Consider the following 25,256-nt stretch of genomic DNA (forward strand, 5'->3'; position numbering starts at 1 on the left):
CGACCCCCGGCAAGGGCCTGAGGCCCTTGCAACCCCGGCCGGAAGCGGCACCGGCGAAGGTGAACCTGTACCTGCGCGTCACGGGACGGCGCGCGGATGGCTACCACATGCTCGACAGCCTCGCCGTCTTCGCCGCCGCGGGCGACGTGATCGAGGCGATGCCGGCCGATGCGCTGAGCCTCTCCGTCACCGGGCCGGAAGCCGGCGCGCTGGCCGATGAGCCGGACAACCTGGTGCTGCGCGCGGCGCGCGCATTGGCGGACCATGCCGGCCTTCGCGCCGGGGCAGCCCTGACGCTCCAAAAAAACCTGCCGGTGGCCTCCGGGATCGGCGGCGGCTCGGCGGATGCGGCGGCGGCGCTGCGGGCGCTGAACGTGCTCTGGGGCACGGCGCTCGACACCGCGGCGCTACGGGGCATCGCGGCGCGACTCGGCGCCGACGTACCGGTCTGCGTCGAGAGCCGCGCCACCCGCATGCAGGGCATCGGCGAGATCCTGTCCGCAGTCCTCCCGCTGCCGCGCTTCGGGCTGCTGCTCGTCAATCCGCGCATCGCGCTGCCGACGCCGGCGGTCTTCAAGGCGCGGCGCGGCGATTTTTCGCCTCCGGCCGAGCTGCCGGACCGCATTGCCGATGCGGCGGCGCTGGCCGACTGGCTGCGCCCGCTCGGCAACGACCTGCAGACGGCCGCGATCGGCCTCTGTCCCGCCGTTGCGGAGGTGATTGCCGCCATCGCGGCGCAGCCGGGCTGCCTGCTGGCGCGCATGAGCGGCAGCGGCGCGACCTGCTTCGGCATCTTCCCCGACGAGAGCGCCGCCGAAAGTGCGGCGCGCGCCCTGCCTCCCGCCTGGTGGCGCCAGGGCGGAGGCCTTGCGGCGCCTACCGCCCCAGCCACTCCCTGAGACGCCCCGGCGCGGCCATCATGTCGGCCTCCGGGCCGCAATAGGAGAAGCGGAGGAAGCGCGCGCCGCGGTCGCGCTCGAAATCGACGCCCGGCGTCGCGGCGATGCCGGCGCCTTCCAGCATGCGGGCGCAGAAATCCAGGCTGTCATTCGTCAGGTGGCCGATGTCGCACCAGAGATAAAAGGCGCCGTCCGCCTGCGCGATGCGGTCGAAGCCCGCCGCCGGCAGTCCGGCCAGCAGGGCGGCGCGGGCGCGGGCGTAGCGCGCCTTGTTCGCCTCCAGCTCCTCCGTGCAGTCGAAGGCCGCCTCGGCCGCCACCTGCGCCACATGCGGCGCGCTGATGAACATGTTCTGCGCCAGGCACTCGACCGGGCGCACCAGATCCTCCGGCAGCACCAGCCAGCCGATGCGCCAGCCCGTCATCGAGAAGTATTTGGAGAAGCTGTTCACGACGATGGCGCTGTCGCTGAAGGCGGCCGCCGTGCTCTCCGCGACGCTGCCATAGGACAGGCCGTGATAGATCTCGTCCGAGACGAGGCGCACGCCGTTGCGGCCGCACCAATCCGCGATGCCGCGCAGCTCCTCGGGCGCGAGCATGGTGCCGGCGGGATTGCAGGGGCTGGCGACGATCAGGCCGGCCGGCAGCGGATCGAGCTTCTCCAGCATGGCGATGGTCGGCTGGAAGCGGGTGGAGGCGTCGCAGGGCAGCAGCTGCGGCACCATGCCGAGCGCGGTCAGGATGTTGGCATAGGGCGGGTAGAAGGGCGCCGCCATCGCCACGCGGTCCCCCACGTCGAAGGCCGCGAGGAAGGCGAGCGGAAAGGCGCCCGAGGCGCCGACCGTGACGGCAATGCGCGAGGCCGGCACCGCGACGCCGTATTTCGCCGCGTAGTGCCCCGCGATGCGCGCGCGCAGCGAGGCGAGGCCGAAGGCCTCCGTGTAGCCCATCGGTGCGCCGACCTGCAGGGCGCGGATCGCGGCCTCCGCGGCGCCGCGCGGCGCGCCGGTGCCGGGCTGGCCGACCTCCATGCGGATGACGCCGGGCGCGCCCGGCGGCAGCGCCGCGGCGCGCGCATTGGCGGCCGCGATCACGTCCATCACCAGGAAGGGCGGCGCCGCGGCGCCGCGCCCGACCTTCAGCGCCATGGGCTCAGCGGTCCAGCCCGCCGAGGGCAAGGCCGGAGCCGCGCGGGTCGGTCGCCGCGGTGCAGTCCTGGGCCGGCCCGGGCAGGTAGCGCGTGCAGCCGATCGCGGCGGCGCGGCCGGGCTCCGGGATGCCGGCCACCGCCTGCGGGGCGGGCTGCCCGCGCACCATGCCCGCCAGCGCCTGGGCCGCGGCCAGCGCGGCCATGCCCTGCCCGCTGCCCGCGGCGGCGGCCCGGAAGGCGCGCACATTGGGGTTGTGCACCAGGCCCGTGGCGAGCAGCGGCGGGCGCACCTGCCCGACATCGGGCGCCGCGCCGAGCAGGATGCCGGTGCCCGGCGCGACGCGCCCGGTGCCGAAGAGGTTGTTCATGGTGAAGGCGCACGCCACCGCCATGCCGTCGCGGTCGAGCGTCAGCAGCGTCGCGCTCGCCGGCATCAGCGAGGGGCCGGCCGGTGGCGGCGCGCCGCCCGCCATCAAGGCCTGGAAGGCCGCCTCCGTCTCCGCCCCGCCCGAAATCTCCGCCGGCAGGAAGGAGGCGATGTCGGAGCCGATCCGCTGCTGCCGCGCCTGCACGATGCGCGGCACGGAGGCGCGCAGGTCGGCCGAGGTCAGCCCGCCGCCAGCCGGCACGGAGGCTTCCTCCACCCGCCGCGCCAGGCCGCCCTGGTAGAGGTCCCCGACGCCCGCGGTGCGCAGCGTCGCCAGGGTGACGCCGAGATCCGCCTGAACCAGCCGCTCGCCCACCTGTGGCGGGCGGCCATCGGCGCCGCCGAAGGACGCGGCGGCCCAGGGATCGGCGAAGAGCGGGCCGGAGACGGCGGCGAAATCGGTGGCGAGGGCGCGGCTGACCTCGAAGCCGAAGCGCGCAGCCTGCTCGGCCGGGGCCATCAGCTCCTCGAAGGGGCGGCGCCCGCCGCGAGTGTGGAGCGCGAACAGCCCGCGCGCCAGCATCGGCACCGCCGCCGGCCGGTCCGCGCCGGCCGGCACGCCGGAGCGCGCGCCGGGCGGGAAGACGACGGCCTCGACCGCGTTGCGGGCGGGGTTGAACAGCAGGCACGCGCCGCCGCCGCCAAGGCCGGCGCGGGAGGGCAGCGTGACCGCCATGGTGAGACCGGCCGCAACCGCCGCATCCGCCGCGGAGCCGCCGGTGGACAGTACGGTGCGGGCCACGGTGGCGGCGCGCGGCTCGTCGGCGACGACATGACCGAGGAAGCCCCGGACGAAGCCTTCCTGCCCCGGCTGCAGCGGCGGCGGGCCGCCGAGCATCGCGCCCATGGAGTCCAGGGTGCTGCAGCCCGGCAGGGCCATCAGGGCCAGCAGCCCCGCCATCCTGGACAGGCGCGGCTTCGACGTCATGCGCTGCCGCCGGGCCCGAAGCTGGCCATCCCCCACCGCGCTGCTCTCCATCCCGCTTGCCCTGCTCCGGTGCCGGGCCTTAGACGCCTTCACCAGCGCCGGCAACCGCATGATCGGACACCGCGCCCCGGCGGGGAAGGGCCGGGCCGCTGGCGATCGCCGCCCATCTGCGGGATGATGCGGCCTTCGCCGGGCCGCGGCGCCAGGCAGCAGGGGCCGCTGACGAGGAACCGATGCGACAGACATTCTCCCGCTGGCGGCGCCTGATCCCGGCGCTGCTTCTCCTGCCCTTCCTCGCCGCGCCGGTCGCGGCGCAGGCGCAAGGGACCCTGTTCAGCCCCGCCCAGCGCGCGGAGATCGTGGAGATCCTGCGCGAGGCGCTGCGCCAGGACCCATCGATCCTGCGCGACGCGCTGATGGGGCTGGAGGAAGCCGAGCAGCAGCAGCGCACCGAGGCGCGGCGCGCCGCCATCACGCAGCAGGCCGAGGCGCTGTTCCGCGACGCCGCCGACCCGGTGCGCGGCAATCCTCGCGGCGATGTCACCATCGTGGAGTTCTTCGATGCGCGCTGCGGCTACTGCAAGCAGTTGCATCCCGCGCTGGAGGCGCTGCTGCGGCGTGATCCGAATGTGCGGATCGTGATGAAGGACCTGCCCATCCTCGGCCCCAACAGCGTGCTGGCCGCGCGCGCCCTGCTCGCGGCGCAGCGCCAGGGCCGCTACCCGGCGCTGCAGGATGCGCTGCTGTCGCTGCGCACCGAGCCGACCGAGGCGGTGCTGCGCCAGCAGGCGGAGCGCGTGGGGCTCGACTGGTCGCGGCTGCGCCGGGAGATGGACGACCCGGCCATCGCCCGCAGGATCGAGGCGAATGTCCGGCTGGCGCAGACCCTCGGCATCCAGGGGACGCCGGCGCTGGTGGTGGCCTCCTCCGCCGATGCGCGCGGGGCCGGCGCGACGCTGGTGCCGGGCGCGGTGGACCTTGCCGCGCTCGAGCGTATGGTCGCGGAGGCCCGCGCGGCCCGGTAGATGCCGCGGCACCGTAGGTTGGAGAGGCCGACGAGCCCGGTATAGAATACGCCGCGTCGGGAGCATGGATCATGGGGGCGATGGTCGACGCCGCCAGAAGGCGGAGCGGGGCTGCGGCGTGCCGCGCGACAGCGCGCGCGCGACGGCGTCCCCTGCCCTCGGCCTGACCATGCAGCCTGCGGTCGCGACCCTGCCGACGCTCGAGGTGCGGGTGCCCGTGCCGGAACTGGGCGCCTGGCGGGCGGGCAACACCGGGATTGAGGGCGTCTGGACCTTCGCGGCGCCGGAGCCCGGCCCGCACCTGATGCTGACGGCGCTGGTGCATGGCAACGAGGTGACGGGCGCGCTGCTGCTGCTGCGCTGGCTGCGCGAGGGCATCCGCCCGCGGCGCGGCGCGCTGACGTTCTGCTTCGCCAACCTCGCCGCCTTCGACCGCTTCGACCCGGCCGATCCCGCCGCAAGCCGCTTCCTGGACGAGGACCTGAACCGGGTCTGGGCGACGGAGCTGCTGGCCGGCGGCCGGCGCTCGGCGGAGCTCGACCGCGCGCGGGCGCTGCTGCCGGCGCTGCGGCGCGCCGATGTGCTGCTCGACCTGCATTCCATGCTGTGGCCGTCCGACGCGCTGATGATCGCGGGGCCGGGCGCGGCTTCGCGCGATCTCGGGCGGGCGCTCGGCACGCCGCCCGTGGTGGTCGCCGACGAGGGCCACGCGGCCGGGCTGCGGGTCATCGACCATGCGCATTTCGCCGGCGGTGCGCGCGCGCTGCTGCTGGAAGCCGGGCCGCACTGGCAGCCTGAGACGCTGGCCCAGATGGAGCGCACCGCGGCGGCGCTGCTGCGCCGGCTGGGTCTGGCCGAGGAGGGCGCGGCCCTGCCGCCCGCGGAGACGCTGCCGCCGGGCAGGCTGGCGCGGGTGACGCGCACCGTCACCGCGCAGAGCGCCGACTTCGCCTTCCTCCGCGCCTTCCGCGGCGGCGAGGTGATTCCGCGCCGGAACACGCTGATCGCACTGGACGGCGAGGCCGAGCTGCGCACGCCGCATGACGACTGCCTGCTGGTGATGCCGAGCCCGCGCGCGATGCGCGGCCACACCGCCGTCCGCCTCGCGCGGTTCGAGGCCTAGAGCAGCGCCCGTTCGAGTGGAACCGCTGCGCGGTTCCGCCGAACGGGCATAAGCTGCTCTAGAATCACTATTTCTAGAGCAAGAAATCCGATCTGACCGATTCAGTCAGATCGGATATTGCTCTAGGCAAGCCGGGCGCGACCATGTCCCGCCGCCGAAGGCGGCGCGCGCAGCTCGTGACAGACCAACCCGCGCGCCATGTCTGAGGCGCACAGGCCAAGCGCGCGGATGCGCGCGCCGGCGCTTGAGGCGCCCCTAAACCGGCGGCTCGCCGGGCACGGGCTTGCCGCCGATCGCGCGCAGCAGAACGGTGATGTCATGCGCCGCGGCGTCCACCGCGGCGGCATCCACGCCCTTCGCCACCAGCGCCACGCCGCCGCCGCCCATGCGGTAATAGGGATAGCTGCCGATATCGAGCGCCGGCCAGCGGCGCTGGATGTCGGCAAGGCCCTCCGCGATGCGCCCCTCCATCACGCCGTCGGCGTGCACGGTGCGCGAGGCGATCGGCGGCCCGCCTTCCAGGGTGGGCGCCAGGCTCTCGAACATCGCCTGCATGATGCGCGGCACGCCGGCGAGCACATGCACGTTGCCGATGGTGAAGCCCGGCGCGATGGAGATCGCGTTGTCGATCAGCGTGGCGCCGCGCGGCATGGTCGCCATGCGCTGGCGCGCCGGGTTGAACTCGCCGGGCGGATAATGCCGCTCCATGCGCGCCCAGGCCTCCGGATGCGGTTCCCAGGGCACGCCGAAGGCGGCGGCGATGCATTCGCTGGTGATGTCGTCATGCGTCGGGCCGATGCCGCCCGTGGTGAAGACATGGTCGTATTTCGCGCGCGTCTCGTTGACCGCGGCGACGATGGTCTCCGGCACGTCGGGGATGATCCGCACCTCGCGCAGCGGGATGCCGATCTCACCGAGGCGCGTGGCCAGGAACTGCACATTGGCGTCGCGCGTGCGGCCGGAGAGCACCTCGTTGCCGATGACGAGGAGGCAGGCGGTGGGGTTGGTCATGCCACGTCGTCCGAAGGCCAGAGGGGGATGGAGAGATCGAGCGCATGCGCGCGCAGCCGCGCATCGAAGGTGGCGAGCGTCGCGCCCTCGCGCTGCGCCAGCGCAAGATACAGGCAATCGTAGATGGGATGGGGCAGCCGCTCGGCCAGCGCCGCGGCATGCTCGATCAGCGGCTCAGTGGGATGCAGCACGAGTTCCGGGCGGCGGCGGATCGACCGCAGCGCCTTGATGGCGAAGCCTGGCGGCACCAGGCCGCCATTGGCCTTGCGCGCCAGCGCATTGCCGATCTGAAGCGCCAGGAAGGCCGGGGCGATCAGCCGGTCGGCAGTCGCCGCAAGCGTCAGCGCCGCTTCCGAGCCGCCCTCCTCCGCATACCAGGCGACGGCCACGGAGGCATCGACGACGACCGTCACCCGGGCTTCCCGGGCGTGGCCCGCCGCGGCGCATCGAGGCGGCGCGCCAGGGCGTCACGCGACTCACGGATTGCCGCCGTGGAGCCGACCGGGTCGAAGCGTGTCATGGCGCGCAGCGCCTGCATCTCCGCGAGCCAGGCCGCACGATCCGACCGCCGCGCGGACTCGGTCAGCGCCTCCCGCGCCACTTGTTCCAGCGAGGTGCCGCGTTCGAGGGCGCGCGCCTTCAGGCACTCGATCACGTCGTCATCGAGGTTGCGGACCAGCAACTGTCCCATCGAGGCCTCCGCTATCACGACATGATAGCAAGCGCACTCCTGCACCCGCTACAGGAAATCCCGGAGCAGCGCGACCAGTGGCTTGTCCGCCGGCGGCATCGGATAGTCGGCGAGCTTCTGCGGCCGCACCCAGGCCAGGGCCTGGCCTTCCTGCGGCGTCACCGCGCCCTCCCACCGGCGGCAGAGATAGAGCGGCATCAGCAGGTGGAAGTTTGCGTAGCCATGCGAGGCGAAGGCGAAGGGGGCGAGGCAGCTTTCCGCCACGTCGATCGCCAGTTCCTCCTTCAGCTCGCGGATCAGCGCGGCCTCCGGCGTCTCGCCAGGATGCACCTTGCCGCCGGGGAACTCCCAGAGGCCGGCGAGCGGCTTGCCTTCCGGCCGGCGCGCCAGCAGCACGCGACCATCGGGGTCGATCAGCGCCACGGCGGAGACGAGGACGATGCGCTTGCCCTCCGCGGCGGGCTCCGCGGCGGCGGGAGGCGGCGGGGCGGGCATCGGCTCGGCCGGCAGGTCGGCGCGCGTCATCTCGAAGGTGAGCACCGGCATGGCGCCGCCGCGCGAGAGGAAATCCTGCGCCGCCTCGCCCAGCTGGCGGAAGCCGATGCGGCGCAGCAGCGCCTGGCTGCGCGGATTCTCGAGCAGCGCCGAGGCGACCAGCTTCTCGATCCCGAGATTGGCCAGCGCCCAGCGCGCAAGGCGCCCGGCGGCCTCCGGCCCGATGCCCTGCCCCCAGGATTTGCGCCCCACCCAGTAGCCGAGCTCGGCCTGCCTGCGCTCGGCCTGCAGCGTCAGCCCGACGCAGCCGAGCAGCACCTCCTTCTCCTGCTCGCGGCCCACGATCGCGAGGTGCCAGGCGCGGCCTTCGGCGATGAGGGCCCGGGTGGAGGCGATCCACTCGTCGGCAAGCTCGCGCGGATAGGGGAAGGGCACGCGCGCGAGCATCTTCGCGACCTCCCAGTCATTGACCAGGCGATGGAGGTCGGCGGCGTCCTCCGCGCGCAGCGGGCGCAGCGTGAGGCGGTCGGTGCGCAGCGGCGCGAAAGGGGGCGGCGCCGTCGGATCGTGCAGCTCGGTCAGGACACTCGCCCCGTTGCTTGCGGCCTCGCACGCCCGGCGGGCTGCCGTCCGGCGCGCAGGCGGGCCTCATAGGGGATGCCGCCGCCGCGGGTAAGGCGCAGGGGGATGACGCGCGAGGATTGCGCCGCGGTGCGGTGCGCGCGCCACGCCATCACCCGGCGCGTCAGGCCTGCGGCAGGCCCCGCGGTTCCGTCCGGCGCAGCGCCAGCGTGTCGCCCAGGGCATCGGGCAGCGGGTAGCGCTCGTAGCGCGGCGGCTGCTCGGGCAGCCAGGCGGGGCGCTCGGAATCGCCGGTGAGCGGCACGCTGCGATCCGCCGCGCAGCCGGCCAGCGCGAGCAGCACGACCGGCAGCACGGGCTTGAGCATGGCGGCGCTCCGAATGGCCGACGGGCGCTCCGGCTCAGCTCCGGTAGGCGCCGTTGATGTCGATGTAGCCATGCGTCAGGTCGCAGGTCCACACCGTCGCGCTGCCGCGGCCGAGGCCGAGATCCACGTCGATCCGAACCTCGCGGCCCTTCATGTGCGCGACCACCGGCGCCTCGTCGTAGCCGGGCACGATCTCGCCCTCCCGCGCCATCCAGGTGCCGCCGACGCCGACGCTGAGCCTGTCGCGATCCGCCTTCTCGCCGGACTTGCCGACGGCCATGACGATGCGGCCCCAGTTGGCGTCCTCGCCGGCGATCGCGGTCTTCACCAGCGGCGAATTGGCGATGGACATGGCGACCCGGTGCGCGCTCTTCGCGGAGACCGCGCCGGCGACATGGATCTCGATCAGCTTCTGCGCGCCTTCCCCGTCGCGGGCGACGAGCAGCGCAAGGTCCATCAGCACCTCATGCACCGCGCGGGCGAAGTCCTTCAGCATCGCGCCGCCTTCGGCCGGTACGCGCGGATGCTTCGTCGCGCCCGTTGCGAAGAGCAGCACGGTGTCGCTGGTCGAGGTGTCGGAATCGACCGTGACGCAGTTGAAGCTGCGGTCCACGCCCTTCTTCAGTATCGCCTGCAGCGCGCCGGCAGGCACCTTCGCGTCGGTCGCCAGGAAGCACAGCATCGTCGCCATGTCCGGCGCAATCATGCCGCTGCCCTTCGCGATGCCGTTCACCGTGACCGTCGCATCGCCGATCTTCGCGGTGCGGGTCGCGCCCTTGGGGAAGGTGTCGGTGGTCATGATGGCGCGGGCGGCGTGCTGCCAGGGATCGGGCTCGAGCACGGCATGCACGGCAGGCAGGGCGGCGGTGAGCTTCTCGGTCGGCAGCTTCTCCCCGATCACGCCGGTGGAGGCGAGGAAGACCTCGTTCGGCTTGCAGCCGGCGAGCTTCGCCATCGCCGCGGCGGTCGCTTTGCAGGTCTCGCGCCCGGCCTTGCCGGTGAAGACGTTGGAGTTGCCGGCCGTCACGACCAGGGCGCGCGCCTTGCCGCCCTTCAGCGCGGCGCGGCACCAGTCCACGGGCGCGCCGGGGCACTGGTTCTTCGTGAACACCCCCGCGACGGTCGTGCCGGCGGGGAAGGCCATCATGGTGACGTCCTCGCGCGCCTTGTAGCGGATGCCGGCGACGCCCGTGCCGAGCAGCACGCCGGGCACCGGCGGCAGTTCCGGCAGCGGCAGCGCCAGGGGGGAGACGGGGAGGTCCTTACCGGAGGCCATGCGCGCGCAATCCAGGCTGGGCGTTTCGGAACCGGAGTCTCTGCCCCCACCCAACCCTCCCCCGCAAGCGGGGGAGGGGAAGGGATCAGCGCCGCTGCGCGGGCGCGGGGGCCTGGGCGGGCGGCGGGGCGGCGCCGTCGAGCAGGGAGGGCGCGCGCGGCGCGCCGGCGGCATCGGTGCGCTCCACCTTCGCGGCGGTGCGGATGCGCTCCACCGCCGCGTTCACGCCTTCCTCGAAGGCCTGCTGGCGCAGCTGCTCGCGGCTTTCCTCGAAGCTCGGCGCGGGCGCGGCGCGGCGCTCCTCCACCTTGATCACGTGCCAGCCGAACTGGGTGCGGACCGGGTTCTGGCTGATCTGGCCGGGCTGCAGGGCGAAGGCGGCCTCCTCGAATTCCGGGATCATGTCGCCGCGCTTGAAGAAGCCGAGATCGCCGCCCTCCCGCGCGCCGGGGCCGGTGGAGCGCCGGCGGGCGACCTCGGAGAAGTCCGCGCCGGTGCGGCTGGCCTCGGCCAGCGCGGTCCGGGCTTCCTGCTCGGTCGGGACCAGGATGTGGCGGGCGCGGATCTCCTCCTCAGCCGGGCGGGCGGCGGCCTCGCGCGCATAGCGGGCGCGCAGCGCCTCCTCGGTCAGCAGGGGCTGGACGGCGCGCAGCAGCAGCGCCTGCTGCAGCGTCTCCTCCTCGGCGCGGCGGATGCGGGCCTGCACCTCCGGCTCCCGGTCGAGGCCCATCTCGCGGGCGGCGGCGACCAGCGCCTTCTGGGTGATCATCTGGTCGAGCAGGAGGGGTTGCAGGGCCTGGGGCGGCATGGTGCGGAGCTCCGGCGGCAGGCGCTGGATCTCGGCGTCCAGGTCGGATTGCCGGATCTCCAGCCCATCCACCCGCGCCAGCACCGGGTCGGCGGGCGGGGCCTGGGCGAGCGAGAGGCTCGCCGGCAGCAGCAGGGCGGCGAGAACAAGGGCCGGACGGCGCATCGGGAAACAACTCCGCAGGAGCGGCGGAAGATGGAGGATGCGCCCGGGCGCCACAAGGCGGGGCCAGGGGGGGCACGGGGGCCGGTCGCGTTGACGCGCCCCCCCGGGCCGCCTATCTCTCGGCGGCTGCGCCGACGCCGGCACGCGCCGGCGACCGGCCGGTTGCGCCCTTCCCTGCACGGCCCCCGCACCGCCTTCCCCCGGCCCGGCGGGAATGACGGAGAGCGCGGCCGGAGACGACACGCTGAGATGTTCCAACGCCTCGTCCGCGCCTTCATCGGGACCACCAACGATCGCGCGCTGAAGCGCTACCAGGCGCGCGTGCCCGCGATCAACGCGCTTGAGCCGCAGATCAAGGCGCTGTCCGACGACGCGCTGCGCGGCAGGACCGCGGAGTTCCGCGCGCAGCTCGCCGCCGGCAAGACGCTCGACGACATCCTGCCCGAGGCCTTCGCCGTGGTGCGGGAGGCCGGGCGGCGCGTGATGGGCATGCGCCATTTCGACGTGCAGATGATCGGCGGCATGGTCCTGCACGAAGGCAAGATCGCCGAGATGAAGACCGGCGAGGGCAAGACGCTGGTCGCCACCCTGCCGGTCTACCTCAACGCGCTCAGCGAGAAGGGCGTGCATGTCGTCACCGTGAACGACTACCTGGCGAAGCGCGACGCGGAATGGATGGGGCGGCTCTACGGCTTCCTCGGCCTGACCACCGGCGTGATCGTGCACGGCCTGACGGACGAGGAACGGCGCGCGGCCTATGCCTGCGACGTCACCTACGGCACGAACAACGAGTTCGGCTTCGACTACCTGCGCGACAACATGAAGTACCGCCTGGAGGACATGGTCCAGCGCGAGTTCAACTACGCGATCGTCGACGAGGTGGACAGCATCCTCGTGGACGAGGCGCGGACGCCGCTGATCATCTCCGGCCCGACCGACGACACCTCCGAGCTCTACAACCGCGTGAACGCGGTGATGAAGGAGCTGGTGAAGGACAAGTCGCTCTACGAGAAGGACGAGAAGTTCAAGACCGTCCACCTCGTGGAGGCCGGCACCGAGAAGCTCGAGGAGATGCTGGCCGAAGCGGGGCTGCTGACCGAGGGCGGGCTCTACGACATCCAGAACGTCTCGCTGGTGCATCACGCCAACCAGTCGCTGCGGGCGCATGCGCTGTTCACGCGGGACGTGGACTACATCGTCAAGAAGGTCACCGAATTCGGCCAGACGCAGGACAAGGTGATCATCATCGACGAGTTCACCGGGCGCATGATGGAAGGCCGCCGCTACTCCGACGGCCTGCACCAGGCGCTGGAGGCGAAGGAGGGCGTGCCGGTCCAGCCGGAGAACCAGACGCTCGCCTCCATCACCTTCCAGAACTACTTCCGGCTGTATCCCAAGCTGGCGGGCATGACCGGGACCGCGGCGACCGAGGCGGACGAATTCTCCGAGATCTACAAGCTCGACGTGGTGGAGATCCCGACCAACGTGCCTGTCGCGCGCGCCGATTCCGACGACGAGGTCTATCGCAACGCGCAGGAGAAATACGACGCGGTCATCGCGCTGGTCGAGGAGAGCCGCGCCAAGGGCCAGCCGATCCTGGTCGGCACCACCAGCATCGAGAAGTCGGAGCTGATCGCCGGGCTGCTGAAGCAGAAGAAGATCCCGCACCAGGTGCTGAACGCCCGCCAGCACGAGCAGGAGGCCGGCATCATCGCGCAGGCCGGCCGCCCCGGCGCGGTGACCATCGCGACCAACATGGCCGGCCGCGGCACCGACATCCAGCTCGGCGGCAACGCCGAGATGCTCGCCCGCGTCGAGGCGGGCGTGGGCGAGGGCCCGGAATTCGAGGCCGCGCTGGCGAAGCACAAGGCCGAGGTCGAGGCGGTGCGCCCGAAGGTGAAGGAGGCCGGCGGCCTGCTGGTCATCGGCACCGAGCGGCATGAGAGCCGGCGCATCGACAACCAGCTCCGCGGCCGTTCGGGACGCCAGGGCGATCCGGGCGCATCGCGCTTCTTCCTGTCGCTCGAAGACGACCTGATGCGCATCTTCGGGTCCGACCGCATGGGCGGGATGCTCGAGAAGCTCGGCCTGAAGCCGGGCGAGGCGATCATCCATCCCTGGATCAACAAGGCGCTGGAGAAGGCGCAGAAGAAGGTCGAGGCGCGCAACTTCGACACGCGCAAGAACCTGCTGAAATACGACGACGTCATGAACAACCAGCGCAAGGAGGTCTATGCCCAGCGCAAGGCGTTCATGACGACCGAGGACGTCTCCGAGACGGTGCATGAGATGCGCCGCGAGACGATCGGCGCCATGGTGGATAAGGCGATCCCCGAGAACGCCTATCCCGAGCAGTGGGACCTGGTCGGCCTGCAGGAGAAGGTGGAGCGCATCCTCGGCCTCAACCTGCCGGTGGCGGACTGGGCGCGCGAGGAAGGCATCGACGAGACCGAGGTGCGCGAGCGCCTGGAGAAGGCCGCCGACGAGGCCTATGCCGCGCGCGTGGCCAATATCGGCCCCGAGCTGATGCGCCAGGTGGAGAAGAGCCTGCTGCTGCAGATCTTCGACGCGGTGTGGAAGGAACACCTTCTCGCGCTCGATCACCTGCGCCAGGGCATCGGGCTGCGCGCCTATGGCCAGCGCGATCCGCTGAACGAGTACAAGAGCGAGGCCTTCAACCTGTTCAACGCGATGCTGGTGGACCTGCGGGAGCGGGTGACCAGTGTGCTGATGCGCATCGAGATCCGCACCGACGCCCCGCCGCCGATGCCGGAGCCCGTGCGCGTGATGGACATGCGCCACCCGGCGCCCGATGGCGCGATGGGCGGCGAGCTGGAATATGCCGATGCCGGCGAGGCGCCGGCCTATGGCACGGCCGTGCAGGCGGCGCGCGCGCCGATGACGGCCGCGGCGGTGGACCCGAACGACCCGACCACCTGGGCCAACACCCCGCGCAACGCGCCCTGCCCCTGCGGCAGCGGGAAGAAGTACAAGCACTGCCACGGGCGGGGGTGAGCGGCCCGCCCTGGCCCTATCCCAGCGCCTTCTCGCCGCGCACCATCGGCCAGAACTCCTCGGTGGAGTTCACCCGCGGAAACGGCGCGTCCGGCACGGGCACGCCGAGGAAGCGGCAGAGCGGCTCCCAGCCCTCCGCCACGTCGAACACCAGCAGCCGTTCCGCGGGGATGGCCGCCTTCACCTCCGCGATGCGGCGGCGGAAGGCGGCGAGCGCGCCTTCCTTGTCGGTGATGCGGCCGCCGAAGGTCTGGCGCTCGATCATCTCGACGCCGGCCGCCTCCAGCATGGTCGCCACATGCGGCGGCAGGGGGAAGCTGGCGCGCTCATGCACCAGCTTGCCGATGGTGGCGGAGAAGCTCTTCCACCAGCTCTCCTCCGGCCGCACCGAGAGCACCACCTTCGCCTTCGGGTAGTGCGCGGCGAGCTCGCGCCAGACATGCGCGCCGGGCCAGTCCACCTGGCTGCGATAGCCGGCGAAGACCTCGTCCCAGTCCATCGGCTGGCGCGCCGCGATCTTCACCCAATGCGCCGCCTGGGGCGGGTTGGCGAAGATCTCCTCCATGTGGTGGCATGGGCCGAAGCCCAGCATCTCCAGCGCCCGCTTCAGCGAAGCGGTGCCGGTACGGCCGAAGCCCGGCCCGATGACCTCGAGCGCCATGCGCGCAACCCTCCCTCGGATGTCTTGTCGCGCCCGGCAGCCCGCTGGAGGGTATGGTGCGCACCAGCGGCGCCACGACGCAATGGCGCAACGGCCGAGGAGGGCAGGATGCACAGGGCCGAGCATTGGAACGCGGCCTATGCGGCGGGCGAGGCGACCCGGTCCTGGTTCCAGGCGGAGCCTGCGACCTCGCTGCGGCTGATCGCCGCGGCCGGCGCCGATCCCGCGGCGCCGCTGCTCGATGCCGGCGGCGGGACTTCTCGGCTGGTGGATGCGCTGCTCGCGCGCGGCTTTTCCGACCTGACGGTGGCGGATGTGTCGCCCGGGGCGCTCGCGCTCTCCCGCGCGCGGCTCGGCGCGGCTGCCGCGCAAGTGGCCTGGATCGAGGCGGACCTCGCGCGCTGGGCGCCGCCGCGCCGCTACGCGCTCTGGCACGACCGCGCCGCCTTCCACTTCCTCACCGGCGAGGCCGAGCAGGATGGCTACATCGCCGCCCTGCGCGCCGGCACGCTTCCGGCTGCGGCGGTGATCATCGCCGGCTTCGCGCCGGAGGGGCCCGAACGCTGCTCCGGGCTGCCGGTGCGACGCTGGGCGCCCGCGGAGCTCGCCGCCCGCATCGGCCCGCCCTTCGCGCTGGAGCATGCGGAGGAGGAAGACCACCGCACGCCTGGCGGCGGGACGCAGCGCTTCGCCTGGACGGTGCTGCGGCGCGGGGGCTGATCGTCACACCCGCCGCAGCGGTACGCGCGTCGTCAGCCAGGCGGCGCCGGCCACCAGCAGCGCCGCCGTCAGGAAGGCCGCGCGGAAGGCGTTCACCATCTCGGCCCGGAACTCGGCCCGCGCGGCCTCGCTGAGCGCCGCCAGCACCTCCGGGCCGCGATTGACCAGCGCGACGAACAGCTCTGCCGCCGCCCCGCCCTGCGAGACCAGCGCGCCGAACAGCACCGCGCCCATCAGCGCCGTGCCCGTCGCAGCACCCAGCGCGCGGGTGAACTGGACGGAGGCGGTGGCGGAGCCCAGCCGCTCCCGCGGGACCGCCAGCTGCACCGTCACCTGCACCATCGGGAAGGAGGTGCCGAAGCCGAAGGAGGCGAGGCCGAGCACCGTGGCCATCGCCCAGAGCGGCATCGCGCCGAGCTCATAGGCCACGCCGAGCAGCAGCACCGCCGAGCAGCTCAGTCCGATGCCGGACCAGCGCATGGTCCGCCCGGTGCGCGCGAAGAGCCGCCCGACCAGCATGGCGCCGAAGGCGGCGGTCGCCGCCAGCGGCAGCAGCGCCAGCCCGGCGCCGGAGGGCGAAAGGCCGCGCACCGCGAAGAAATAGAGCGGCAGGAAGGCGATGGAGCCGACGAAGGCGCCCGCGACCATGGCCGAGAGCAGGTTGGCCCGCCACACGGATGGCTCGCCCAGCACCGCGAGCGGCAGCAGCGGATCGGGCGCGCGCCGCTCCCACCGCCACAGCAGGAACAACGCGCCGCCCGCCAGCATGGCCAGCAGCGCGGCGACGCCGAGCGCGGAGGGATCCAGCCGGCGCGCCTGGTCCAGCGCCAGCAGCGCCGGACCGACGAACAGCGCAAACAGCAGCAGCCCCGCCCAGTCGAAGCTGAAGCCGCGCGCGACGCCGGGCTGCGCGTTGCGCAAGCGCCGCACCGCCATGACCGCGGCCAGCAGCGAGAGCGGCGGCTGCAGCAGGAACACCGCGCGCCAGCCGAAGAACTCCGTCAGGAGCCCGCCCGCGAGCGGGCCGAGCGCGCTGGCCAGCGCGAAGACGCCGGCGATGTAGCCCTGGAAGCGGCCCCTCTCGCGCGGCGGCACCACCTCGGCGATCAGCGCCACGGACAGCGAGATCAACCCGCCGCCGCCGAAGCCCTGCACCATCCGCGCCAGCGTCAGCAGGTCGAGGCTCGGCGCCACCGCGCAGAGCATGGCGCCGAGGGCGTAGACGCCGAGCGCCACAAGCAGCATGCGCCGCCGCCCGAAGGCATCGCCCAGCCGGCCATAGACCGGCGCCGCGACCGTCGTGGCGACAAGGTAGGAGACGACCACCCAGGAGATGCGCTCGACCTCGCCAAGCGACCGCGCTATGGCCGGCAGCGCGGCGGAGACGATGGTCTGGTCCAGCGCGGCGCCGAACATGGCGAGGCCGACCGCCGGGAAGACCTGCAGGAACAGGCGGCGCAGATCGGGCGGCACCCCTTCGGGGGGCGCGGCGTCGGGGCGGGGAGGCATGCCGGCCAAGGCTAACGCCGAAGCCCGGATGCCGTGAACGCCCCTCCGCATGACCCAGCCCCGCGCCCCGCAGGGGGCATGGCGGTGGTCAGCGGGTCACACCACGCCGGCGCGGCCCATCTCCAGGAATTTCTCGCGCCGGCGGGCGCGGAGCGTGGCGCCGTCCAGCGCCAGCAGCGGCTCCAGCACGGACCAGACCTTGTCGCCCACGGCCGCCATCATCGCCGCCGGGTCGCGATGCGCGCCGCCGAGCGGCTCCGGCACCACCGCATCCACCAGCGCGAGCTTGCGCAGGTCCTCGGCGGTCATGCGCAGCGCCTCGGCCGCGGTCGGCGCCTGCGCGGCGTCGCGCCACAGGATGGAGGCGCAGCCCTCCGGGCTGATCACGGAATAGACGGCGTGTTCCAGCATCAGGATGCGGTCGGCCGCGGCGAGCGCGATGGCGCCGCCCGACCCGCCTTCCCCGATGATGGTGGCGACGAAGGGCACCGGCGCCTCCAGCCCCGCCTCGATCGAGCGAGCGATGGCTTCCGCCTGGCCGCGCGCCTCGGCCTCGATGCCCGGAAACGCCCCGGCGGTATCCACGAACGACAGAATCGGCAAGCCGAAGCGGCCGGCGAGTTCCATCACGCGCCGCGCCTTGCGATAGCCCTCCGGCCGCGCCATGCCGAAATTGTGCTGCACGCGGCTTTCGGTGTCGCGGCCCTTCTCGGTGCCGAGCACGGCCACCGCATGGCCGCGGAAGCGGCCGAGCCCGGCGACCACCGCGGCGTCGTCGGCGAAGGCGCGGTCGCCGGCCAGCGGCATGAACTCCGCAACCAGGGCGCGGACATAGTCCATCGCCTTCGGCCGTTCCGGATGGCGCGCCACCAGCGTCTTCTGCCAGGGCGAGAGCTTCGCATAGGTCTGGCGCAGCAGCGTCTCGGCCTTGTCGCGGAGCTTGCCGACCTCCTCGGCGACGTCGATCCCGCCCGCGTCGGTGGTCCGGCGCAGCTCCTCGATCTTGCCTTCGAGCTCGGCGATCGGCTTCTCGAATTCCAGGAAGTGGCGCATGGCCGGCGGGCTTACCGCGGAACCGGAGAGCGCGGAAGCCGCGCCCCCGGGGCCATCGTCAGTTGGTGCTGGCGCCGCTCGCCCGGACGATCGGCGCCCATTTCGCCGTCTCGTCCCGGATGAAGCGGGCGAGTTCCGCCGGGGTGGAGGGCGTCGGCTCCACCCCATGCGTCGCCAAGTGCCGGCGCACCTCCGGGTCCTCGAGCGTGGCGCGCATGGCGGCGGCCAGCCTGTCCACGATGGGCTGCGGCAGGCCCTTGGGCCCGACCAGCGCATACCAGTTGCCCACCTCGTAGCCCGGCAGCGTCTCCGCCACGGTCGGCACCTGCGGCATCAGCGGCGAGCGCTGCAGCGTCGGCACCGCGAGGGCGCGCAGCTTGCCCGCCTCGATCTGCGGGATGGCGGTCGGCGCGGTCGAGAAGGCGTAGTCGATCTTGCCGCCGACGAGGTCCGTCATCAGTGGCCCGCCGCCGCGATAGGGCACGTGCACGGTCTTGATGCCCGCCATCTGGTCGAGCAGCGCGCCCGCGAGGTGCCCCGCACCGCCGACGCCGGATGAGCCGTAGGTGATGGTGTCCGGCCGCTCCTTCGCGGCCGCGATCAGCTCAGCCGTGCTGCGCCAGGGCCGGTCGGCGGGCACCACCAGCACGTTCAGGATCGAGCCGGCCTGGCTGATCGGCGTCAGGTCGGTCTGCGGGTTGAAGCTCAGATTGGTGTGCAGGGTCGGGTTGATCGCCAGCGCGGCGATGGTCCCCATCAGCAGCGTGTAGCCGTCCGGCGCGGCGCGCACGGTGAGTTCCGTGGCAAGGTTTCCGCCGGCGCCCGGGCGGTTGTCGATGACGATGGACTGGCCGAGCAGCTGCTGCATCTTCGGCTGCATCGTGCGGGCGGTGAGATCGGTGCCGCCGCCGGCAGCGAAGCCGACGATCAGGCGGATCGACCGGTTCGGGTAGTCCGACTGCGCGGCGGCGGGGCGCACCGCGGCCAGGGCAAGGCCCGCCGGCAGCAGCGCCGAGAGCTGGCGACGACGGATCATGCGGTTCCTCCCATCGGGCAGTTTGCGGCGGGACTCTGGCGCCTGACCGGTGGCTGCGGAAGGCCGGAAGCCGCGCGGCGGGCGCGGGTCAGCACTCCATCGCGCGAGCATCGCAGTGCGGCCCGCCGGACCGCAGCAGGAAGGCGCGCAGCGCGGGATCGGTCGCGAGGCCGGCCGCGCGCTGGCGCGCCGCCTCGGCCGCCGGCGCGTCGCCGGCGCGGGCCGCCAGCGCGGCGAGCGCCGCCCAGTAGGGCTGGTATTCCGCCAGCCGCGCATCGGCCGCCGCGGCGTGCAGGGCGGCGAGGCCGGCCGGCGCGCCCTCGGTCTCCGCGACTGCCACGGCACGGTTGACCGCCACCACGGGCGATCCGGTGGCGGCCAGCAGGGCGTCGTAGAGCAGCCGGATCGCCGGCCAGTCCGTCCGCCCGGTGACGCGCCGCGCGGCATGGACGGACTGCACCGCGGCCTCCCACTGGAAGCGGCCGGGACGGCCAAGGGCGCCGGCGGCGCGCAGAAGCCGCTCGGCCTCGGCCTGCATCGGCGCGTTCCAGCGCACCGGGTCTTGCGCCGAGAGCGGCACGTAGCGCCCGGCGCCGTCGCGCGCCGCCTGGCGCCGCGCCTCCAGATGCAGCAGCAGCGCGGCGAGGCCGGCGGCCTCCGGCTCCTCCGGCGCGAGCGCGGCTGACAGGCGGGCGAGCCACACCGCCTCCCCGGCGAGCGCACCGCCATCGGCCGGATCGGCGGCGCCGGCGGCATAGGCGGCATAGATCGCCTCCAGCGCCGCCGGCAGCCGCGCCGCCACCTCGGCCCGGCCCGGCAGGGCGAAGCGCCCGCCGCCCGCGGCAAGCCGGCGCTTGGCGCGGACCAGGCGCTGGCCCATCGCAGAGGGCGAGACGAGGAAGGCCGAGGCGATGCGCGCCGCGTCCAGCCCCAGCACGCATTGCAGCATAAGCGGCGCCCGCGCGGCCTGCTCCACCTCCTCCGCCGCGCAGGCCAGCAGCAGGGCGAGGCGGTGGTCGGGCAGGCGGTCGGGGTCGTCCGGATCGGCCGCTTCCTCCGCGCTGCGCAGCATTTCGGGCAGGGCGGCGCCGGCGGTGGCGGCGCGGCGATGCCCGTCCAGCAGCCGGCGCCGCGCGGCGGTGAGCAGCCAGGCCTCCGGCTTCTCCGGCACGCCCGAGGACGACCAGGCGGCGAGGGCGGCGGCGAAGGCATCCGCCAGCGCATCCTCCGCCGCGGCGAGTCCGGCGCCGCGCGCGAGCAGGAAGGCGAGCAGCCTGCCATAGCCCTCCCGCGCCGCGCGCTCCGCGGCAAGGACAGCCGCCGTCATGCCGGTCAGCCCGGCGGCGGGCCCATGACCATCACGGGGCGCACCTCCATCACGCCATGCGTCGCGCCGGGGCAGCGGGCGGCCCAGCGCAGCGCCGCCTGCATGTCCTCCACCTCGATGAGGTAGTAGCCGGCAAGCTGCTCCTTGGTCTCGGCATAGGGGCCGTCCAGCACCTGCGGCGCGCCGGCCGCCACGCGGACCGTGTGGGCCGTCATGGAGGGCTGGAGCGGATCGCCGGAGATCAGGGCGCCGGCCTCCTTCAGCGCGGCGGTGTAGGCCATGTAGGCGCCGTAGATCGCGCCCTTCTCCTCCTGCGACCGGGCGGCCCAGGCCTTCTCGTCGCTATAGATCAGCAGCATCGCCTGCATCGTCGTCTCTCCTGTTCCCGGGCCGCGCCGATGCGCCGCCGGGATGATGACGCGGCGGCTGGGGGGATTTCGACAGGCGGGCGCTATTTTTCTCCGGCGTCGTCGCGCTCCGCGCCATCCAGCAGGCGCCGGCGCTGCTCCTCGGCGGCGCGGTCGGCCGCCTTCTCCGCCTTCGTCCGCCCGTGCTTCGCGCGGTTCGCAGCGGCCTCCGCCTCGGCCTCGGCCCTGGCGCGCGCCTTCTTCACCCGGTTGAGGTTGACGATCTCGGCCATGGCGGGAGACTAGCCGCGGACCCGCCCAGGAAGGAACGCGCCATGTGGATCGAACTCACCGCCGCCGACGGCCACAAGCTCGCCGCGTGGAAGGACGGGCCGGCCGATGCGAAGAAGGCGCTGGTGGTCGTGCAGGAGATCTTTGGCGTCAATCATCACATGCGCAACGTGTGCGACCGCTTCGTGAAGGCGGGCTACGCGGTGGTGGCGCCGGCGCTGTTCGACCGGACCGAGCGCGGCGTCGAGCTGGGCTACAAGCCCGAGGATGTGGCGCGCGGGCGGGAGCTGCGCAGCAAGGTGCCGGAAGCCGGCACCATCGCCGACATCGAGGCTGCGGCGGGGGCGCTGCCGGCGGGCGCGAAGAAGGGCATCGTCGGCTATTGCTGGGGCGGCACCGTCGCCTGGTGGGGCGCCACGCGCACCAAGAGCTTCGCGGCGGCGAATGGGTGGTACGGCGGCGGCGTGGCCGGCACGCGGACCGAGACGCCGAACTGCCCGGTGGAGCTGCATTTCGGCACGCTCGACGCCTCCATCCCGATGAGCGACGTGGAGGCGATCAAGGCGGCGCAGCCGGGCGTCGCGGTGTTCGTCTACGAAGGCGGCCAGCACGGCTTCGGCTGCGACGAGCGCGGCAGCTACAACCGCGAGCTCGCCGAGATCGCCTGGGGCCGGACGCTGGATTTCTTCGGCAGGCACCTGGGGTAGGCGGCGCGGCCCGCCCTTCTCCCTCTCCCGCTTGCGGGGGGGTCGACGCAAAGCGTCGGACGCCGGAGTTGCGGCGGCCTTCCGCCGCTTATGAAGGCTGGTCGGGGTGGGGGCCGCGCGCCCTCAGAAAACGCGCGCGGCCACCGCGTCCAGCTTGGCGATCAGCGCAGGGTCGCGCTTCTCGGGCGCGGTGATGATCGCGTTGTCGAGCGCGCGGTCGCAGCCCGCCGGGCACGGCCCGCGCCTGGCACCGAGCGCCGGCACCACATCGGCGACCAGCGCCCGCGCCTTGTCGGCGTTCGAGAAAAGCACCTTCACGACCTGCTCGACGGTGACGTGGTCGTGGTCCGGGTGCCAGCAGTCGAAGTCGGTCACCATCGCGACGGTGGCGTAGCAGAGCTCCGCCTCGCGGGCCAACTTGGCCTCGGGCATGTTGGTCATGCCGATCACGCTGCAGCCCCATTGGCGATAGAGCTCGCTCTCCGCCTTCGTCGAGAATTGCGGGCCTTCCATCACCAGGTAGGTGCCGCCGCGCGTCACCGGCAGGCCAAGCTTGCGCGCCGAAGCCTCCAGCGCATCGCCGAGCCGCGGGCAGACCGGATGCGCCATGGAGACATGCGCGACGCAGCCGCTTTCGAAGAAGCTCTTTTTGCGCGCGAAAGTGCGGTCGATGAACTGGTCCACGATGACGAAGTGGCCGGGCGGCAGGTGCTCCTTCAGCGAGCCGACGGCGGAGAGGGAGAGAAGCTCCGTGCAGCCGGCGCGCTTCATCGCGTCGATGTTGGCGCGGTAGTTGAGCTCCGAGGGCGGGGTCGGATGGCCGCGGCCGTGGCGCGGCAGGAAGCGCACCGGCACGCCGCCAAGGCGCCCGAACAGGATCTCGTCCGAGGGCGCGCCCCAGGGCGTGTGCACGCGCCGCCATTCGCGGTCCTCGAGGCCCGGGATGTCATAGAGGCCGGAGCCGCCGATCAGGCCGATGACGGGGGTGATCTCGGTGGACATGGCGGGGCTCCGTCGGGGGATCGATGCGCGCGGCGCTTGTAGCGCCTGATCCGCGAAGGCGGAATCGCCGAAGCGGTGAATCAGTCGCTCAAACAAGAGCTACGGCGTGATCCATCTTCGTGGATCACGCCGTGGCCGCGCCGGAAGCCGCGCTCCACCCCGATGCTCAGGCCGCCATCGCCTCCTCCGCCGCCAACAGGCGGTCGAGTTCCGCCGTCACGCCGGTGCCGGCGACGAAGAGCAGGCCGGTCACGCCGTCCTCGTGGCGCGCCACGCGGGCGGGCAGGAAGGCGCCGCCGGCGATGGCGATGCGGATCTCGGTGCCGGCCGGCAGGCCGAGCTCGCCGCGCACCCCGGCGCCGCCGCGCGAGAGGTTGTCGAGCCGCGCCGTGCTCGACCCGCCCGCCCATTCCAGGCGGCAGGGCAGGTCCAGCCGGTAGCGGTCGTATTGCCGGCGGTCGCCCGCGCGCTCGAGCGAGGCGAGGAAGCCGTCCACCTCGCCGCGCAGCGCCTCCGCCCGGCCGCCCACCTCCTCCGAGGCGGCGAGCACGCCCTGCGCGGCGCCGCCGCCGGCCTCCGCGGCCTCGGTCAGGGCGCGCATGCGCTGCAGCACCTCGTCATTGCCGCGCGCCGCCGCCTCCACCCGGCCGGCGATGGCGCCGATCGCGCCGGCCTGCGCCTCGATGGCGTCGGCGATGGTGGCTGCGGCGCCGCGCACCTCGCCCACCGCCTCGGCGATGCGCGCGATGCTGCCGGCGGCCTCCCCGGTCGAGGCCTGCACGGCGGCGATGCGGCTCGCCACTTCCTCCGTCGCCCTGGCGGTCTGGGCGGCCAGCGCCTTCACCTCGCCGGCCACCACGGCGAAGCCCTTGCCGGCCTCCCCGGCGCGCGCCGCCTCGATGGTGGCGTTCAGCGCGAGCAGGTTGGTCTGGGCGGCGATGCTGCGGATCGTCTCCATCACCGCGCCGATCTCCGCTGCGGCGGAGGAGAGGCTGTTCACCAGGCGCTCGCTGTCGGCGGCCTGCGCGACGGCGGCGGCGACCTGCGTGCCGGCCTGGTGCACCGCGCCGGTCACCGCGATGGCGTTCTCGCGCAGGCTGCCGGCGGCCTCCCCGGCCTCGCGCAGGCCGGTGGCGCCGGCCTCGCTCGCCGCGCGCACCGCGGCCGCCTCGTTGCGCGTGGAGGCGGCGAGGTTCGCCATCGTCCCGGCATTGTCGCGCATGCGCGTGGCGGATGCGCCGAGCCCGCCGAGCACGCCGCCGATCACGGCGGAGAAGTCCGCGGCGAAGCGCTCCGTCGCCTGCTGGCGTCGCAGCTTCGCATCGCGATCGGCGCTGGCGCGCACCTCCTCCGCGCGCGCCTGGGCGAGGCGCGTGCGCAGCGTCTCCACCGCACCGGCGACGCGCGCGATCTCCTGCGGCGGATGCCCGAGATCGGCCTGCGCCTGCAGGTCGCCTTCCGCGATGCGCTCCACCAGTGCGGCGAGGCCCGCGGCCGGGGTGGTGACGCGGCGGCGGACGAACCAGACGAGGGCGGAGGCGGCGGCGATGGCGAGCAGCGTCAGCACGAGCACGAGCGCCGTCTGGCGCGCGACCTGGCCGCTGATGTCGGTCCAGTAGCTCTTGTTCGCGTCGCCCGCCGCGACGGAGAGCGCGGTGGCGAGGTCGAGCACCCGGCTCGATTCCGCGAAATAGGCGTCGAACGCGATGGGATAGGGGCGCCCCGCCGCCGCGGCCTCGAGGATGGAGCGGCGCAGCGCGGCGTAGCCGCCACGGTATTCGGCCAGAAGCTCCCGCAGCGCCTGCTGCAGGCGCGGGGAGAGGGCGGGATGCGCGGCGATCGCCTCCAGCGCGTCCAGACGGCGCGCCGCCGTGGCGTCGAAGGCGGCCATCTGCTGCGCCACCGCGGCGGAGATCGGCTCGCCGCGCGCGAGCGCGACGGCGATCAGCGTCCGGTCGCGCCCGCCATATTCGCGCACGGCCCAGGCCAGGTGCTGCAGCTGGTCGCGGACCAGCACGCCGCCCGGCACCGGCTCGTTCGTGCTGCGGGCGGTGAGCCGGCGGTTCTCGATGGCATAGATCAGCGCCGGCACGCCGGTTGACCAGCCCAACAGTATCGCCGGGTCGCGCTGCGCCAGGGGGCGCGCGAGATTCGCATCGGCCGGCCGGCGCAACGCATCGAGCCCGGCCAGCCGGCCCTCGGTGTCGTCCGCGAGCGCCGCGGCCTCGGGCGTGCCGACCGAACGCAACCCTTCGAGTGCCTCGGCGAAGCCCGCCGCGGCGACGCTGCGCTGCCGCTCGATCATGGCGCGATGCTGCGCCGAGAGCGGGTCCGGCAGCTGCAGCGTGACCTGCACCAGCGACCGTTCCAGCGAGAGCTCGACCAGCGCCTTGCCCAGCGTGGCCACGGCCGCGGTGAGGGTGCGCTGGCGCTCCGCCGCCTGCCAGTTCCGCCACCGCTCGGGCAGCAGGATGGCGGCGAGGGCGAGGGTGCTGGCGGCGAGCACCGCCGCGAGCGTGGTCGCTATGCGTCCGATCGAGACCTTGCGCGGCATGGGCGGCTCCGACGGTGGGAGGTGCGCCTGTCTGCCGCGGGAAGGTGAACCGATGGTTGTTGCGGGATCGGAAAAAGACCGCGCAAGG

The 25,256-nt window shown here is 73.4% G+C and carries 24 protein-coding genes; 6 read left to right on the plus strand and 18 right to left on the minus strand.

The genetic code is table 11. The features are described 5' to 3' along the window. Positions 1-17 precede the first annotated feature (17 nt). Positions 18-899: a 4-(cytidine 5'-diphospho)-2-C-methyl-D-erythritol kinase gene (locus DFH01_RS00900; protein ID WP_269846221.1), complete on the plus strand. Its 882-nt coding sequence runs from the start codon at positions 18-20 to the stop codon at positions 897-899. On the opposite strand, the gene DFH01_RS00905 is transcribed toward DFH01_RS00900, so the two are convergent. Then, positions 877-2,046 (minus strand): pyridoxal phosphate-dependent aminotransferase, encoded by a 1,170-nt coding sequence (locus tag DFH01_RS00905; RefSeq protein WP_109868530.1) that lies wholly within the window; start codon positions 2,044-2,046, stop codon positions 877-879. The genes DFH01_RS00900 and DFH01_RS00905 overlap by 23 nt on opposite strands. Before the next feature lie 4 nt (positions 2,047-2,050). Beyond that, complete coding sequence (locus DFH01_RS00910; RefSeq protein ID WP_109869858.1) at positions 2,051-3,403, minus strand: gamma-glutamyltransferase; 1,353 nt, start codon at positions 3,401-3,403, stop codon at positions 2,051-2,053. Positions 3,404-3,636: 233 nt separating this feature from the next. Between DFH01_RS00910 and DFH01_RS00915 the strand changes: the two genes are divergently transcribed. Both DFH01_RS00915 and DFH01_RS00920 read left to right on the plus strand, forming a co-directional pair. Further along, entirely contained in the window at positions 3,637-4,428 is a 792-nt protein-coding gene (locus tag DFH01_RS00915; protein WP_109868531.1) for a DsbA family protein, read from the plus strand. A gap of 118 nt (positions 4,429-4,546) precedes the next feature. Further along, positions 4,547-5,551 (plus strand): M14 family metallopeptidase, encoded by a 1,005-nt coding sequence (locus DFH01_RS00920; RefSeq protein WP_233255910.1) that lies wholly within the window; start codon positions 4,547-4,549, stop codon positions 5,549-5,551. A 255-nt stretch (positions 5,552-5,806) separates the two neighbouring features. Here DFH01_RS00920 and DFH01_RS00925 read toward each other — a convergent pair whose 3' ends face one another. From DFH01_RS00925 to DFH01_RS00955, 7 genes are all read right to left on the minus strand, one after another. Further along, positions 5,807-6,562, minus strand: coding sequence for a competence/damage-inducible protein A (locus DFH01_RS00925; RefSeq protein ID WP_109868532.1), 756 nt, complete (start codon positions 6,560-6,562; stop codon positions 5,807-5,809). Then, entirely contained in the window at positions 6,559-6,975 is a 417-nt protein-coding gene (locus DFH01_RS00930) for a type II toxin-antitoxin system VapC family toxin (protein ID WP_109868533.1), read from the minus strand. Before DFH01_RS00930 ends, DFH01_RS00925 begins: the two co-directional genes overlap by 4 nt. Beyond that, on the minus strand, positions 6,972-7,253 hold the full coding sequence (locus tag DFH01_RS00935) for a FitA-like ribbon-helix-helix domain-containing protein (protein WP_109868534.1): 282 nt from the start codon (positions 7,251-7,253) through the stop codon (positions 6,972-6,974). Before DFH01_RS00935 ends, DFH01_RS00930 begins: the two co-directional genes overlap by 4 nt. A 48-nt stretch (positions 7,254-7,301) precedes the next feature. Continuing rightward, positions 7,302-8,321 carry a bifunctional GNAT family N-acetyltransferase/(deoxy)nucleoside triphosphate pyrophosphohydrolase gene (locus DFH01_RS00940; RefSeq protein ID WP_199231153.1) on the minus strand — a complete coding sequence of 340 codons (1,020 nt, stop codon included), beginning with the start codon at positions 8,319-8,321 and terminating at the stop codon, positions 7,302-7,304. 172 nt (positions 8,322-8,493) lie between these two features. Continuing rightward, entirely contained in the window at positions 8,494-8,697 is a 204-nt protein-coding gene (locus tag DFH01_RS00945) for a hypothetical protein (RefSeq protein ID WP_109868536.1), read from the minus strand. A 34-nt stretch (positions 8,698-8,731) separates the two neighbouring features. After that, positions 8,732-9,973, minus strand: a complete 1,242-nt coding sequence (argJ, locus tag DFH01_RS00950; protein WP_109868537.1) for a bifunctional glutamate N-acetyltransferase/amino-acid acetyltransferase ArgJ — start codon at positions 9,971-9,973, stop codon at positions 8,732-8,734. 85 nt (positions 9,974-10,058) lie between these two features. Then, positions 10,059-10,946: a peptidylprolyl isomerase gene (locus DFH01_RS00955; protein ID WP_109868538.1), complete on the minus strand. Its 888-nt coding sequence runs from the start codon at positions 10,944-10,946 to the stop codon at positions 10,059-10,061. Between the two features lie 249 nt (positions 10,947-11,195). Between DFH01_RS00955 and secA the strand changes: the two genes are divergently transcribed. Beyond that, positions 11,196-13,961: a preprotein translocase subunit SecA gene (secA, locus tag DFH01_RS00960; RefSeq protein WP_109868539.1), complete on the plus strand. Its 2,766-nt coding sequence runs from the start codon at positions 11,196-11,198 to the stop codon at positions 13,959-13,961. Between the two features lie 16 nt (positions 13,962-13,977). Here secA and DFH01_RS00965 read toward each other — a convergent pair whose 3' ends face one another. Beyond that, entirely contained in the window at positions 13,978-14,622 is a 645-nt protein-coding gene (locus DFH01_RS00965; RefSeq protein WP_109868540.1) for a sulfotransferase family protein, read from the minus strand. 108 nt (positions 14,623-14,730) lie between these two features. On the opposite strand from DFH01_RS00965, the gene DFH01_RS00970 reads away from it, so the two are divergent. Continuing rightward, the gene (locus DFH01_RS00970; RefSeq protein ID WP_109868541.1) at positions 14,731-15,342 is read left to right on the plus strand and encodes a class I SAM-dependent methyltransferase; all 612 of its coding nucleotides are present in this window, start codon (positions 14,731-14,733) and stop codon (positions 15,340-15,342) included. Positions 15,343-15,345: 3 nt separating this feature from the next. Here the strand turns inward: DFH01_RS00970 and DFH01_RS00975 are convergent, their stop codons facing one another. From DFH01_RS00975 to DFH01_RS01000, 6 genes are all read right to left on the minus strand, one after another. After that, entirely contained in the window at positions 15,346-16,851 is a 1,506-nt protein-coding gene (locus DFH01_RS00975; RefSeq protein WP_158287561.1) for an MFS transporter, read from the minus strand. 96 nt (positions 16,852-16,947) lie between these two features. Beyond that, a complete protein-coding gene (locus DFH01_RS00980; protein ID WP_109868543.1) occupies positions 16,948-17,904 on the minus strand; it encodes an acetyl-CoA carboxylase carboxyltransferase subunit alpha in 957 nt (318 codons plus the stop codon). A 58-nt stretch (positions 17,905-17,962) separates the two neighbouring features. After that, positions 17,963-18,940 carry a Bug family tripartite tricarboxylate transporter substrate binding protein gene (locus DFH01_RS00985; protein ID WP_158287562.1) on the minus strand — a complete coding sequence of 326 codons (978 nt, stop codon included), beginning with the start codon at positions 18,938-18,940 and terminating at the stop codon, positions 17,963-17,965. A gap of 88 nt (positions 18,941-19,028) precedes the next feature. After that, the gene (locus DFH01_RS00990) at positions 19,029-20,267 is read right to left on the minus strand and encodes a DUF6596 domain-containing protein (RefSeq protein ID WP_109868545.1); all 1,239 of its coding nucleotides are present in this window, start codon (positions 20,265-20,267) and stop codon (positions 19,029-19,031) included. Positions 20,268-20,272: 5 nt separating this feature from the next. Then, complete coding sequence (locus DFH01_RS00995) at positions 20,273-20,635, minus strand: YciI family protein (protein WP_109868546.1); 363 nt, start codon at positions 20,633-20,635, stop codon at positions 20,273-20,275. Between the two features lie 83 nt (positions 20,636-20,718). Then, on the minus strand, positions 20,719-20,907 hold the full coding sequence (locus DFH01_RS01000) for a DUF4169 family protein (protein WP_109868547.1): 189 nt from the start codon (positions 20,905-20,907) through the stop codon (positions 20,719-20,721). Positions 20,908-20,949: 42 nt separating this feature from the next. On the opposite strand from DFH01_RS01000, the gene DFH01_RS01005 reads away from it, so the two are divergent. Next, positions 20,950-21,612: a dienelactone hydrolase family protein gene (locus tag DFH01_RS01005; protein WP_109868548.1), complete on the plus strand. Its 663-nt coding sequence runs from the start codon at positions 20,950-20,952 to the stop codon at positions 21,610-21,612. Positions 21,613-21,735: 123 nt separating this feature from the next. Here DFH01_RS01005 and DFH01_RS01010 read toward each other — a convergent pair whose 3' ends face one another. After that, positions 21,736-22,614 carry an S-methyl-5'-thioadenosine phosphorylase gene (locus DFH01_RS01010; RefSeq protein ID WP_109868549.1) on the minus strand — a complete coding sequence of 293 codons (879 nt, stop codon included), beginning with the start codon at positions 22,612-22,614 and terminating at the stop codon, positions 21,736-21,738. 166 nt (positions 22,615-22,780) lie between these two features. Further along, positions 22,781-25,168 carry a methyl-accepting chemotaxis protein gene (locus tag DFH01_RS01015; RefSeq protein WP_109868550.1) on the minus strand — a complete coding sequence of 796 codons (2,388 nt, stop codon included), beginning with the start codon at positions 25,166-25,168 and terminating at the stop codon, positions 22,781-22,783. Positions 25,169-25,256: the final 88 nt, after the last annotated feature.

Origin of the sequence: Falsiroseomonas bella (genome assembly GCF_003173615.1) — a bacterium.
Taxonomy (GTDB): domain Bacteria; phylum Pseudomonadota; class Alphaproteobacteria; order Acetobacterales; family Acetobacteraceae; genus Falsiroseomonas; species Falsiroseomonas bella.